The organism is Arenimonas sp., from assembly GCF_041919775.1.
Lineage (GTDB): Bacteria > Pseudomonadota > Gammaproteobacteria > Xanthomonadales > Xanthomonadaceae > Arenimonas.
In genome coordinates this window covers 60,782-73,343 of the sequence record NZ_JAYRTE010000007.1, presented here as the reverse complement: position 1 = coordinate 73,343, position 12,562 = coordinate 60,782, and the positions used below count along the sequence as shown (strand labels likewise).

The following is a 12,562-nucleotide window of genomic DNA, read 5'->3' as shown; positions in this document are numbered from 1 at the left end:
CTTCCTCGTGAAGGCACTGTCAAGCCGGACCGCCCCCGTCTCCGGCACTGGCCTCGCCGGCCACCATCATCCGTCCCACAAGCAGCGAGCCCATGGCGATGTGCGAACGCGTGTCGACGTCGGCACCGACCGCTTCGATGGCCTGGTACATGGCCGGCAGGTGGCCGGCGATGGTCAGGCCGTCGACCGGGTGCACGACGTGGCCGTCCTCCACCCAGAAGCCGGCGGCGCCGCGCGAATAATCGCCGGTCAGCAGGTTGGCGCCCTGCCCCATCATCTCGGTGACCACCAGGCCGGTGCCCATGCCGCGGATCATTTCGTGCAGGCCGCTGGCGTTCGCCGCCACCTGCAGGTTGTGCGCGCCGCCGGCGTTGCCGGTGCTTTCCAGCCCGAGCCTGCGCGCCGAATAGCTCGACAGCAGGTAGCGCACCAGTACGCCGTCGCGCACCAGGTCCGAGTCCACCGTGGCCACGCCTTCGTGGTCGAAGTCCGAGGAACGATGTCCGCGCGGCAGGTGCGGCAGTTCGCGGATGTTGAACCAGTCCGGCAGGACCTTCTTGCCGGCGTGGTCGACCAGGAAACTGGCCTTGCGATAGAGCACGCCGCCGGAAGCCGCCTGCAGCAGGTGCCCGACCAGGCTGCGGGCGACTTCGGGCGCGAACAGCACCGGGTATTCGCCGGTGCGGATCGGTTTGGGATCCAGCCGCGCAACCGTGCGTTCGGCGGCCTTGCGACCCACGTGTCGCGGCGACTCGAGGTCGTCCGGCGAGATCGTGCTGGTGTACCAGTAGTCGCGCTGCATGCCGTCGCCGCGGCCGGCGATCACCGACACGCTGATCGACTGGCTGGTGCCCCGTTCGGCGCCCAGGAAGCCGTGGCTGTTGGCGTACACCGAAACGCTGTCGCCGGTGTGCACCGAGGCGCCATCGGAATTGCTGATGCGCGGGTCCGCCTCGCGGCCGGCGGCTTCGGCCTCCAGCGCCAGCGCGATCGCGGTGTCGGCGTCGATCGGCCAGGGATGCCAGGAATCGAAATCGCGGGCCTGGGTGGCCATGCGCGCGGCATCGGCGAGGCCGTTGCAGGGGTCGGGTTCGGTGTGCCGGGCGATGGCGCAGGCCTGCTCGACCGTGGCAGCCAGGCTGCCCGGCTGCAGGTCGGCGGTGCTGGCATTGCCCTTGCGCTGGCCGAAATAGACGGTGACGGCGACGCCGCGGTCGCGGTTGCGTTCGACCGTCTCGACCTCGCCCATCCGGACGTTCACCGACAGCCCGCTGTCATCGTTGAGGATGACGTCGGCCTGGCTGGCGCCGCGGGCCGCGGCCAGGCGCAGGACCTCGCGTGCGGCCTCGGAAAGGTGCTCCAGGCGGAGGGCGGAATCATCGGGCGCTGCGGCCGGGTGGCTCATGGGCGTATCCTTTCGCCTTGGACGGATGGTGGACGATGCACGAAGAAGACCAATTCAACGAAGACGAAGGCGATTTCGGCCCAAGCCGCAGCGAAGAGCGCCGCGAGGCGCTGGCCGTGCTGGAGCTGGCCAAGCGCCTGGTCGAACAGCCCGAGGCGCGGCTGGTGCAGATCCCGATGGACGAGAACCTGCGCGACCTCGCGCGGGCGGCGCAGCGCATCACCGCGCAGATCGCCCACAAGCGGCAGGTGCAGTTCCTGGCCAAGCACCTGCGCCGGGAAGAACCCGAGGCCCTGGACGCGATCCGCGCGGCGCTCGACCACGCCAAGTCCGACCACCGGCGCGAGGCGCAGGCCCTGCACCAGGTCGAATACTGGCGCGACCGCCTGGTCGCCGAAGGCGACGCGGCGCTGACCGAACTGCTCGACAAACACCCGTCGGCCGACCGCCAGCACCTGCGCCAGCTGGCCCGCAACGCGGCCAGCGAGAAGGCCCGCAACAAGCCGCCGCATGCCTTCCGCGAACTGTTCCGCGAGCTGCGCGAACTGCTGGCCGATTCGCCCGGCGAGGACTGATCCGCTCACTGCCGGGTGCCACCCACGGTGAGCGCGTCGATGCGCAGCGTTGGCTGGCCGACGCCGACGGGAACGGACTGACCGTCCTTGCCGCAGATGCCGACGCCTTCGTCGAGCTTGAGGTCGTTGCCGACCATCGACACGCGGGTCATCACTTCCGGCCCGTTGCCGATCAGCGTGGCGCCCTTCACCGGCCGGGTGACCTTGCCGTCCTCGATCAGGTAGGCCTCGGAGGCCGAGAACACGAACTTGCCGCTGGTGATGTCAACCTGGCCGCCGCCGAAGTTGGGCGCGTACAGGCCCTTCTTCACCGAGGCGATGATCTCGCCCGGGTCGTGCTTGCCGGCCAGCATGTAGGTGTTGGTCATGCGCGGCATCGGCAACTGCGCGAAGCTCTCGCGACGGCCGTTGCCGGTGGGCGCCATGCCCATCAGGCGGGCGTTGAGCGTGTCCTGCAGGTAAGCGCGCAGGATGCCGTCCTCGATCAGCGTGGTGCACTGGGTCGGCGTGCCTTCGTCGTCCACGTTGAGCGACCCGCGGCGACCGGCCAGCGTGCCGTCGTCGACGATGGTGACGCCCGGCGCGGCCACGCGTTCACCGATGCGGCCGGCGTAGACCGAGGTGCCCTTGCGGTTGAAGTCGCCCTCCAGGCCGTGGCCGACCGCTTCATGCAGCAGCACGCCCGGCCAGCCCGGGCCCAGTACCACCGGCAGCGTGCCGGCGGGAGCATCTTCGGCCTCCAGGCACACCAGCGCCTGGCGCAGCGCTTCGGCGGCGACTTCGCGCGGCTTGCCCGCGGCGAACAGTTCATCGTAGGAATAGCGGCCGCCGGCGCCGGCATAACCCTGCTCCCGGCGACCGTTTTGCTCGACGATCACCTGCACGTTGAAGCGAACCAGCGGCCGCACGTCAGCGGCGACCACGCCGTCGCTGCGCGCGACCAGCACCGTGTCCACGCCGCCCGACAGGCTGACGATGACCTGCTGCACGCGCGGGTCGGCGTCGCGCAGCCACTGGTCGACCTCGCGCAGGGCGCCGATCTTGGCGTCGGCCCCCAGGCCTTCGATCGGGTCGATGGCCGGATACAGCGAACGCCCCGGCACCACCACGCGCTGGCCGGTGGCCTGGGCGCGGCCATCGCGGCTGATCGCGCGCGCCGCCGCGGCCGATTCCAGCAGCGCCTCGGCGCGGATGTCGTCGGAATAAGCGAAACCGGTCTTCTCGCCGCTGACCGCGCGCACGCCCACGCCCTGTTCGATGGCGTGCGAGCCGTCCTTGACGATGCCGTCCTCGACCACCCAGCTTTCGCGGCGCGAATGCTGGAAATACAGGTCGCCGTAGTCCACGCCCGGGCCCATCAGGCGGCCGAAGGCGGGTTCGAGGGCTTCCAGGCCGAGTCCGGCAGGGGTAAGCAGGCGCGACTGCGCCAGGGCAAGGGTCTGGGTCATCAAGGGGTTCGCTGGGGAAAGGCCTTAGTGTCCCAGATGCGGCCGGCTGGCGCGGGCTTCAAGGCTGGCGGGGCGTCGGCGGCGCCGGCGGCGGGCCCTTTTCCACGACCTCGACCACCGGGTCGGTCCAGTCGCCGGTGACCCGATAGACCGTGCGCGCGGCCTCCTTGAGCGGCTTCTGCAGCACCGCCTGGGCCACCGCGCCAACCGCGGCGCCGACCGGCCCGCCGGCGATCGCGCCGATCGCCGGCAGCACGCCGCCGGCCTTGGGCAGCACTTCGATGCGCTGGTCATACTGCTGGCTGCGCAGGTTGGTCGAGCCGCTGACGCGGATCTCGGCGGCCGGGCCGTTGATCTGCAGCAGGTCGGTGCTGGCCTTGCCGTCGGCAAAAACAAATTCGCCGGCCATGCTGTTGAAGCCAAAGCCCTTGTTGAAGAAATCCTTGAAATCCAGGGTCAGCCGGCGCGGGATTTCGGCCAGTGAAATCAGCCCGAGCACCCGTCCGCCGCCGCCCGGCTCGACCTCGAGCAAGGCGCCTTCCCCGACCTCCACCTTCAGCACGCCCTCGAAGCGCGCCAGGGAAAATTCGCCGGGCGAACCGGCCCAGCCGCCCTCCAGGCGGCCAGTGGTCGGCCCGTCTTCGATCATGCCGCTCAGCCCGAAGGCGCCCAGCAGGTCGCCCAGGGCCCGGGCGCTGAAGCCGACCTTGAAGTCGGAACGGGTCGCGCCTTCGCCGGCGCGCCGCCAGTCGCCGGTGGCGTCGAGCTGGTAGCCCTCGGAGCGGGTGCTGAAGCTGTCGATGCGCAGGCCGGCGGGCACCGGGTGCGCGCGCAGGCTGGCTTCGCCGAGCACCAGGCTGCCCATGCGCAGGTCGCGCACCTGGAAATCCAGCGGCGGCAACGAGGCCGGGTCCTGGCCGGCGGGTTCGTCGGTGCCGTCGCCATCGCCGGCCAGGGTGGCCTTGCCTGCCTCCGGCGCCGGCGCAGGGCCGTCCTTCGCATCGGCAGCAGGCGCGGCCACCAGGGTTTTCTCCGGCCAGTGCAGGCGTTCGAGCCGGCCTTCGACCGTGGCTTCGCCGGCGAACGGCACCACGATGTTGCCGCTGATCTGCGGCCCGTCGAAGGTCACCCGGGTCCGGTCACTGCCGCGGGCCAGGCGCACGTGGGTGTCGGCGAAGGCCGAGCCCATCAGGTCCAGCTGGTCGACGCGAAGGTCGACGGTGCGCAGGACCGTGCCGCCGCCCTCACGCTCCGGCGCCTGGCCGTCACCGCCGCTGCCCGCGAAACCGATCCAGCCGGCCGCGTCCAGCGTGGCGCTCTGACCAAGCACCACCAGCCCCAAATCAGGAAGGTCCAGCGGGCCGTCCTCGCCAAGGCGCAGCGCACCGGTCAGCCGGCCCTGTTCGTCGATGCGGCCGCGCAGGCGCGCCAGCGCGCCAAGGCGCAGCTGCAGTTCGCCCCGGCTGACCGGCAGCGGCACGTCCAGGCGCATCGGCAGGCCCAGGTCGGCGGGTTTGGCCAGAGGCGCCGGCAGCTTGAGCTGCACGCCCGCCAGGTCGCTTTCCACCCGCAGCCGCGACGCTGGCGCCGCCTGCCCGGCCACGGTGGCCGGCACGTCCACCCGGATGTCCCAGAAACCGCGGCCATCGACGTGCGGATCCAGCCAGGCCAGCGGCGGGTGCCGCGCCAGCAGGTCCTTGACCGGGAACTCGCCGAGCAGGCGCGCGCGCGCCGCCAGAGCGGGATCGCCGGTGTCGTTGCCCACGGCCAGGTTGAACACGCCCGGCTGGTCGTCGAACAGCACCTGCAGGTCCTGGGTTTGGAACCCGCCGGCGCTGAACCGCGTGCGGCCGCTGACCTCGGTGAACACGATGTCCCAGCGCGGATCAGCCAGCCGCGCCTGCGCCAGGTCCAGGCTGCCTTCGATGCGGCGCCCGCCCAGGCGCGCCACCAGCGGCAGGTCCAGCAGCAGCGACACACTGGCCAGGCCGGCGATGCTGGACTCGCGCAAGTGCTCCCCGTATTGCTCGTTGAGCGGACTGGCAAGCATCAGCGCCTGCAGGGTTTCACCGCGCGTGGCCGACGCCACGTCCAGCAACAGGCGCGGATCGCGGAAATCGGGAATGCCGCCCTTCAGGCTGTCCACCGGGTTACCGGCGATCGCGGCCTGGCCGTCCAGCGTCATGCCGGGGCCGTCGAAGCCGACGTCGACCTCCATCGCCTCCGCGTCCGGCCATTCGTCGCTGAAATGCACGCGGGCGCCGGCGACGCGGGCGCGGGCGTCGAAGCGTCCCTCGCCGTCGCGGAACGGCCAGTCGTCGAGGTCACCGGCCAGGCTGATGCGGCCGTCCCGCACTTCGCCTTCGAGCAGGGCCTTGTCCAGCCAGTCGATGGTCTTGTCGGGCATCTTGCCCTGCACCCAGAACTTCCCGGCGGCGCTGACGGGCGCGGTATCGACCACGGCCGCCAGGTCGATGCGCGGACGGCTGCCATCGCCCTGGAAAGCCAGCTCGGCCCGCAGGCGGGCACCATAGTCGGGCCCGCGCAGCGACAGGCGGCTGGCCCCCAGGGTCCAGCCACCGCCGTCGCGCCACCAGCCCAGCAGGCCCTGGAGCTGGAACTCCAGCGGCGCGCGGAAACGCCCCGGCCACTCGAAGGTGGCCGTGCCCGGCGCGAGCTGCAGCACCCCGCCCGCCTGGTCGAGAGCCACGTGCCCCGACAGCGCCTGCAGCCCGGGCTGGCCGGCGTGGGGCCGCCAGCCAATGCCGTCGAGCGCCGCGGACGCCTGCCAGTCGCCTTCCCGGCCCTGCAGGCGCACCTGCCGCAGCTGGCCTTCGGGCGCGGCCCGGTGCAGCCACTGGCGCAGGCCGTCGGGCACGTGCGCACTCAGGCTCGCCCACTGCCGCACGGGCACCAGGTCCAGCCGCGGCGCGCGCAGCGCGAACGTGTCGCCGCCGGCCAGCCACAGGCCGTCGAGGCTGCGCGGTTCGGCACGCCCGGGTTCGTGCAGCTGCAGCCGCGGCACGTGCGCCTGCCAGGCGCCGTCGTCGCCGGCCTGCCAGCGCGCCAGCAGGCTCGCCGATTCGTAGGCGACCGGCGGCGACGCCAGGCGTCCTTCACCCACCGGCAGCCAGGGCCGGCGCGCACCGATCGCCAGCGGCGAGAACTCGGCGCGGCTGCGCACGTCCATCACCCGCCGGTTGTCGATGCGGGCCCAGAGGTCGAGCTTGCCGCGGCCGGCCAGCACCACGCCGGTGTCGGCCATCAGCGCCGACCAGGCCTGCAGCACCAGGTCGTCGCCGCCGGCCCAGAGTTCACCGGACCAGTCGTCGCGGCGCAGGTCGGCCACGGCCGAAAGCGGCGGCGTGGCGGGGTCGGCCCAGGCGCGCAGGCCTGCCAGCACGGTCTCGCCGTCCACGCGCAGGCGCAGGTCCACCCGGGCCATCTCCAGCGGCGCCCGCAGCACCGGCGAGCGCACCTGCAGGCGGGCGCGCTCGACCTGCAGTTCGCCCAGCGCCTCGAGCGTGTCCAGCGGGTCGACGCCCGGCTTGGGTTCGAAAGGAAGGCCGGCCAGGCGCCAGCGGCGGTCCTCGCCCTGCTCCAGCGTCAGGGACAGGTCGCGCACCTTCAGCGCGGTCAGCGGTTCGCCGGGCAGCAGCCCCGAATAGACGGCGAACAGCAGCTCGGCCTGGCCCACTTCCAGCTGCCTTTCGCCCTCGCCGATGCGCAGGCCCGCGAAGGTGAACCGCGGGCCCTGCCGGGTCCACTCGCCGCGCGCGCTGCCGAACGCGACCGGTTCGCCCAGGCGCTCCGATAGCCAGGCGGCGACCTTGTCCGGGTGCCGCTCGACCAGGGGCAGCAGCTGGTTGAGCGCACCGACGCCGGTCGCCAGCAGGATCAGCAGGACCAGGAAACCGTAGCCCAGCACGCGGCGGGCATGTCGGAAGCGGCGGCGCAGCGGGCTGGTCATGCCGTCTTAGAGCAGGACCACGTCGTATTGTTCCTGCGCGTACTGCTCGTCGGCCTGGAATCGGATGGTCTTGCCCAGGAATTCCTCGAGTTCGGCCACCGCGGCCGATTCTTCGTCGGTGATCTTGTTGACCACCTTCGGCGAGGCGATCACCAGCAGCTGCTGGGCCTCGAACTGGCGCACGGCGCGGGTGATCTCGCGGAAGATTTCGTAGGTGAGCGTTTCGCCGGTCTTGAGCGTGCCGCGGCCGTTGCACTCGTGGCAGGGCTCGCACAGCTGGCGCTCGAGGCTGTCGGTGGTGCGCTTGCGGGTCATCTCGACCAGGCCCAGCGGCGAGAATTCGTGAAAGGACGTGCGGGCGTGGTCGTGGGCCAGGCCCTTTTCGAGCGTGCGCAGCACCTGGCGCTTGTGCTCGTCGTCGGTCATGTCGATGAAGTCGATGATGATGATGCCGCCCAGGTTGCGCAGGCGCAGCTGCCTGGCCACCGCCTGCGCGGCCTCGAGGTTGGTGCGGTAGACGGTTTCCTCGAGGTTGCGCTGGCCCAGGAAGGAACCGGTGTTGACGTCGATCGTGGCCATGGCCTCGGTCTGGTCGATCACCAGGTAGCCGCCGGACTTGAGCGGCACTTCCTTCTGCAGCGCGCGCTGGATTTCATCCTCGACGCCGTAGAGGTCGAAGATGGGCCGTTCGCCGGCGTAGTGTTCGATGCGTGCGGCCAGCTCGGGCATGAACTGGTGGGCGAAGGCGTTGAGCCGGTCGTAGGCTTCGCGCGAATCCACGCGCACGGTGTCGACGTTCTTGCGCATCAGGTCGCGCACCGCGCGCAGCGGCAGCGCCAGGTCCTCGTAGATGCGCTGGCCGACCTTGCTGCTGGCGCTGGAAGCGCGGATCACGTCCCAGGCCTTGCGCAGGTAGGCCACGTCTTCGGCCAGGGCCTCGTCGGGCTGGCCCTCGGCATTGGTGCGCACGATGTAACCCTGGCCGCTGCCGTTGGCCAGTTCACCGACCACGGCCTTGAGCCGGGCGCGTTCGGCCTCGTCCTCGATGCGCGCCGACACGCCCAGCACCCGGGAATGCGGCAGGAACACGAGGTAACGCGAGGGGATCGAGACCTGGGTGGTCAGGCGCGCGCCCTTGCTGCCGATCGGGTCCTTGACCACCTGCACGACGATTTCCTGGCCTTCGTGCACCAGCGAGGTGATCGCCGGCGGCGGCGACGCCAGCACCTCGCCTTCGCCTTCGCCGCCGGGCGTGGCCGGCCTCAGGATGTCGGAGGCGTGCAGGAAGGCGGCGCGCTCGAGGCCGATCTCGACGAAGGCCGCCTGCATGCCGGGCATGACCCGCTGCACCCGGCCCTTGTAGATGTTGCCGACCACGCCGCGGCGCGAGGCGCGCTCGATGTGCAGCTCCTGGAGCATTCCGTTCTCGACCACCGCAACGCGGGTTTCGCGTGGGGTGACGTTGACCAGGATTTCTTCCGACACGGGACGCTCCTCAGTCCATGAGGCCGAAATCGCGCAGCAGTCGCGCGGTTTCATGCAGGGGCAGGCCCATCACGCCGGAATGGCTGCCGGAAAGATGGGCCACGAAGGCCGCGGCGCGGCCCTGGATGGCATAGGCGCCGGCCTTGCCGAAACACTCGCCGGTGGCGATGTAGGCTTCGATGCGGGCATCGGTGAGCTTCTCGAAGCGCACCTGGGTGATGCAGGTGGCGTGCTGCTCCCTGCCGGCGCTGAGCACCCAGACGCTGGAAATGCATTCGTGCACGCGCCCGGACAGGCGCTGCAGCATGCGCGCGGCATCGCCGGCGTCGGCGGGCTTGCCGAAGACCTCGTCGTCGAGCACGACCTCGGTATCCGCACCCAGCACCACCGCGTCCCTGCCGCCGACCACCTGCAGCAGGCCGGCGCCGGCCTTTTCCCGGGCGACGCGGCTGACGTAGGCGGCCGGAGGTTCACCCGGCTCGCGCTGCTCGGGCACGTCCACGTCCAGCAGGCCGAATTCCAGGCCCAGCTGGGCCAGCAGTTCGCGGCGGCGCGGTGATTGCGAGGCGAGATAGAGCATCGCCCAAGGATAGCCGTTCAGGCCCGGTGGTAGGGATGGTTTGCGAGCAGGCTGCAGGCGCGGTACAGCTGTTCGGCCAGCACCAGCCGCACCAGCATGTGCGGGAGGGTCAGCGGGCCCAGCGACCAGCGCTCGTCCGCCGCGGCAAGCACCTCGGGGGCGTGGCCCTCGGGACCGCCGACCAGGAAGGCGAGGTCGCGGCCCTGCTGGCGCCAGTGTTCGAGGCGCCGGGCGAGGTCTTCGGAGGAGTGGGCCTTGCCGCGGCCGTCGAGCGCGACCACGCAGGCGTTTCGCGGCAGCGCCGCCTGCACGCGCCCGCCTTCATCGGCCATCGCGCGCGCCGCGTCCCTGCCCTTTCCGCGCAGGCCGGGCGCCACTTCAACCAGTTCCAGCGGCAGCCAGTGCGACAGGCGCTTCTGGTACTCCGCGAAACCTTCCGAGACCCAGCCGGGCGGGTGCTCGCCGACGGCGATCAGCCGCGCCTTCATCAGGCTTCCGGCGATTCCTCGGGCGGCTGGTCGCCGACGGTCCACAGGCGCTCGAGCGCGTAGAACTCGCGGACGCGGGGCAGCATGACGTGCACGATGACGTCGCCCAGGTCCACCAGCACCCACTCGGCCTCGCGTTCGCCTTCTACGCCCAGGGGCATCACGCCGCACTTCTTGGCGAACTTCACCACCTCGTCGGCCACCGATTTCACGTGGCGGGTGGAGGTGCCGGAGACGACCACGAGGTAGTCGGCGATGCTGGTCTTGCCGCGTACGTCGATCTCGACGGCATCCTTGGCCTTCATTTCCTCCAGCGCGGCGTGCACCTGCTTGAGGAGGGCTTCCGGCGACGGGGCCGGGTCGGGCATCCGGGTCTTGATGACGTGGGCTTGGGTGGTCAAGGGCGGCTCGTGGGATGAATTCGGGTCCGGATTATACGCCGGGCCACCTTAAGCCGCCCGGTACAGGCCGCGGCGGCGGATCTCGGCCGCCACGGGCGGCGGCAGCCAGTCGCCGGGGTCGTCGCCCGCGGCCAGCCGGCGACGCAGCTCGCTCGAGGAAGCCGGGTGCGGCGGCAGGTCGAGGCTGAACAGGCGCCCTGCGGGGCTTTCCGACAGGTCGCCAGGCAAACCGGCCCAGCGGCCCGCGCAGGCGGCCGACAGGGCTTCGGGCAGGCCGTCCAGGCCGTGGCCGGGCCGCACCGCGACCACGAGGTGGGCCAGGCCGAACAGGTCCCGCCAGTCGTGCCAGCTGGCCAGCCCGCGGAAGGCGTCGGCGCCCACCAGCCAGGCGACCGGCGCCAGCGGGCCGTGCTCCGCGCGCAGGCCACGCAGGGTGTCGACCGTGTACGACGGCCCTTCGCGCTGCAGTTCACGGGTGTCGACGGCCAGGCCGGGTTCGCCGGCGACGGCCAGCGCCAGCAGGTCCGCGCGATCGGCCGCGGACGCGGCGGTCGGTCCGCGGTGCGGCGGCACCGAGGCCGGGACCAGGCGGACCGGGGCGCCAAGGAAGTCGCGGGCCGCGCGGGCAACGGCCAGGTGGCCGGCATGCACCGGATCGAAGGTGCCGCCGTAGTAAACCTGCAGGGTCACGAGGCCAGCAGCGTGCGCGCCCGGCCGTCGGCCATGGCGACGAGCAGGCGTTCGAGCTGCAGCCAGGGATCGCCGTCGCCGCGGCCCTTGGCGCTGCGGTCGATGCGGCCGCATTCGGCGACGAACCGTTCCCAGCGCGCCGTCGGATGCCGCTCGAGGGCGCGCCGGTAGGCGGCCTGCTTGTTCTGCCAGACATGGGCGTCGCGCATCGCCGCGGCCATGCGGCCGCCCTCGCTGGCCCGGGCCAGGGCACACAGGCCCAGCACTTCCTTGGCGACCATCGGCATCAGGCCGGCGACCTGGGCGCCTTCGGCGCGAAGCGCGGCCAGCATGCGCACAGCCCGGGCCGATTCACCGGCCAGCGCTGCATCCATCAGGGTAAACACGTCGAAGCGCGACGAGTTCGCGACCAGGCGCTCCATCTGTTCGACGTCGATCGCTTCGCGGCTGCCGCCTGTCAGCAGGGCCAGCTTGTCGACCTCCTGCGCGGCCGCGAGCAGGTTGCCTTCGACCCGGTCGCAGAGGCGCTGCACCGCATCGGGCGTCGCCAGCAGCCCGCGGCTGCGCAGGCGCTGGACCAGCCAGTCGCCCAGTTCGTGCGACTTCACCGGCCAGATGGTCACCACGTGCCCGGCCCGGGCGATCGCCTCGGACCACTTGCCGGCGTGCTTCTTGCTCCACTCCTGGCAGGTCACCAGCAGCACCGTGTCCGGCGGCGGATTGTCGCAGTACTCGCGCAGCGCTTCGCTGCCTTCCTTGCCCGGCTTGCCGGTCGGCAGGCGCAGTTCGAACAGCCGGCGGCTGGCGAACAGGCTCATCGAGGCCAGGCCCTGGCTGAGCCGGTTCCAGTCGAAATCGGAGTCGACGTCGTAGACCTCGCGCTCGCCGAAGCCCTCTTCGCGCGCCCGGGCCCTGACGGCATCGGCGGCCTCGAGCACCAGCAGCGGTTCGCCGCCGGCCACCAGGTAGACCGGGCGCAGCGGTTCGGAGGCCAGCTGGCGCGCGAACTGGGCCGGACGCAGCTCCATCAGTCCGCGCGCAGCGCCATGTCGAGACGGCGCAGGATCGCGGCCACCATCTCGCGGCGCAGTTCTTCCTGCAGCAGGCGTTCTTCGGCGGGCGTGCCGATCGAACCGACGGCGTCGTAGGTGTACTCGCGGGTCAGCTCCACCGCCTGCCGCGACAGCCTGGGCTGGCCGTCGGCGCCGGTGAGCTGGAATTCCACGCGGTAGATCGCCTGGTACTCGCGCACGCTGGCGCCGCTGGCGTAGGTCAGCGGACGGGTACGCATGGACTCGGCCAGCAGCTGCAGGGTGGCGGCCGGCTGGCCTTCGACAGCGGGCGCGGCGCCGGCGCGTTCAAGCGCCGTCGCCAGGTCCTGGCCCAGCGGGCTGTAGGGATCGGCCGTGCTGACCGCCACCGGTCCCAGGCCGGAAGCCACGGCCAGCGACGAGCGCGGCTTGAAGCCACAGCCGCCGGCCAGCAGGGCCAGGCACAGCACGATCAGCAGACGGGTCATC

General features: G+C 71.6%; 11 protein-coding genes. 1 reads left to right on the top strand and 10 read right to left on the bottom strand.

What is annotated here, in order from left to right; translation table 11 throughout:
• Positions 1–19 precede the first annotated feature (19 nt).
• Positions 20–1,405: a metalloprotease PmbA gene (gene pmbA / locus ACE3TE_RS06510; protein ID WP_374603304.1), complete on the bottom strand. Its 1,386-nt coding sequence runs from the start codon at positions 1,403–1,405 to the stop codon at positions 20–22.
• Between the two features lie 35 nt (positions 1,406–1,440).
• Between pmbA and yjgA the strand changes: the two genes are divergently transcribed.
• A complete protein-coding gene (yjgA, locus tag ACE3TE_RS06505; RefSeq protein ID WP_374603302.1) occupies positions 1,441–1,980 on the top strand; it encodes a ribosome biogenesis factor YjgA in 540 nt (179 codons plus the stop codon).
• Between the two features lie 5 nt (positions 1,981–1,985).
• On the opposite strand, the gene tldD is transcribed toward yjgA, so the two are convergent.
• Genes tldD through lptE form a run of 9 tightly spaced genes read right to left on the bottom strand, consistent with a single transcriptional unit; the run spans position 1,986 to position 12,561 of the window.
• On the bottom strand, positions 1,986–3,428 hold the full coding sequence (gene tldD, locus ACE3TE_RS06500) for a metalloprotease TldD (protein WP_374603300.1): 1,443 nt from the start codon (positions 3,426–3,428) through the stop codon (positions 1,986–1,988).
• Positions 3,429–3,486: 58 nt separating this feature from the next.
• Complete coding sequence (locus ACE3TE_RS06495; protein WP_374603298.1) at positions 3,487–7,398, bottom strand: YhdP family protein; 3,912 nt, start codon at positions 7,396–7,398, stop codon at positions 3,487–3,489.
• A 6-nt stretch (positions 7,399–7,404) separates the two neighbouring features.
• On the bottom strand, positions 7,405–8,883 hold the full coding sequence (rng, locus tag ACE3TE_RS06490; RefSeq protein WP_374603297.1) for a ribonuclease G: 1,479 nt from the start codon (positions 8,881–8,883) through the stop codon (positions 7,405–7,407).
• 10 nt (positions 8,884–8,893) lie between these two features.
• Positions 8,894–9,463 carry a nucleoside triphosphate pyrophosphatase gene (locus tag ACE3TE_RS06485; RefSeq protein ID WP_374603296.1) on the bottom strand — a complete coding sequence of 190 codons (570 nt, stop codon included), beginning with the start codon at positions 9,461–9,463 and terminating at the stop codon, positions 8,894–8,896.
• Between the two features lie 17 nt (positions 9,464–9,480).
• Positions 9,481–9,951, bottom strand: coding sequence for a 23S rRNA (pseudouridine(1915)-N(3))-methyltransferase RlmH (gene rlmH / locus ACE3TE_RS06480; RefSeq protein ID WP_374603294.1), 471 nt, complete (start codon positions 9,949–9,951; stop codon positions 9,481–9,483).
• Complete coding sequence (gene rsfS / locus ACE3TE_RS06475) at positions 9,951–10,352, bottom strand: ribosome silencing factor (RefSeq protein ID WP_374603293.1); 402 nt, start codon at positions 10,350–10,352, stop codon at positions 9,951–9,953. Before rsfS ends, rlmH begins: the two co-directional genes overlap by 1 nt.
• A gap of 48 nt (positions 10,353–10,400) precedes the next feature.
• A complete protein-coding gene (gene nadD / locus ACE3TE_RS06470; protein ID WP_374603291.1) occupies positions 10,401–11,156 on the bottom strand; it encodes a nicotinate-nucleotide adenylyltransferase in 756 nt (251 codons plus the stop codon).
• A complete protein-coding gene (holA, locus tag ACE3TE_RS06465; RefSeq protein WP_374603289.1) occupies positions 11,039–12,070 on the bottom strand; it encodes a DNA polymerase III subunit delta in 1,032 nt (343 codons plus the stop codon). Before holA ends, nadD begins: the two co-directional genes overlap by 118 nt.
• Entirely contained in the window at positions 12,070–12,561 is a 492-nt protein-coding gene (gene lptE / locus ACE3TE_RS06460) for an LPS assembly lipoprotein LptE (RefSeq protein WP_374603287.1), read from the bottom strand. The genes holA and lptE overlap by 1 nt, the downstream gene beginning before the upstream one ends.
• Between the last annotated feature and the right edge of the window lies 1 nt (position 12,562).

What these genes read in the sequence shown, in the direction of transcription:
- pmbA (WP_374603304.1), bottom strand. Translation starts at nt 1,405, where the DNA reads ATGAGCCACCCGGCCGCAGCGCCCGATGATTCCGCCCTCCGCCTGGAG.
- yjgA (WP_374603302.1), top strand. Translation starts at nt 1,441, where the DNA reads ATGCACGAAGAAGACCAATTCAACGAAGACGAAGGCGATTTCGGCCCA.
- tldD (WP_374603300.1), bottom strand. Translation starts at nt 3,428, where the DNA reads ATGACCCAGACCCTTGCCCTGGCGCAGTCGCGCCTGCTTACCCCTGCC.
- ACE3TE_RS06495 (WP_374603298.1), bottom strand. Translation starts at nt 7,398, where the DNA reads ATGACCAGCCCGCTGCGCCGCCGCTTCCGACATGCCCGCCGCGTGCTG.
- ACE3TE_RS06485 (WP_374603296.1), bottom strand. Translation starts at nt 9,463, where the DNA reads ATGCTCTATCTCGCCTCGCAATCACCGCGCCGCCGCGAACTGCTGGCC.
- rlmH (WP_374603294.1), bottom strand. Translation starts at nt 9,951, where the DNA reads ATGAAGGCGCGGCTGATCGCCGTCGGCGAGCACCCGCCCGGCTGGGTC.
- nadD (WP_374603291.1), bottom strand. Translation starts at nt 11,156, where the DNA reads ATGCGGCCGCATCGACCGCAGCGCCAAGGGCCGCGGCGACGGCGATCC.
- holA (WP_374603289.1), bottom strand. Translation starts at nt 12,070, where the DNA reads ATGGAGCTGCGTCCGGCCCAGTTCGCGCGCCAGCTGGCCTCCGAACCG.
- lptE (WP_374603287.1), bottom strand. Translation starts at nt 12,561, where the DNA reads ATGACCCGTCTGCTGATCGTGCTGTGCCTGGCCCTGCTGGCCGGCGGC.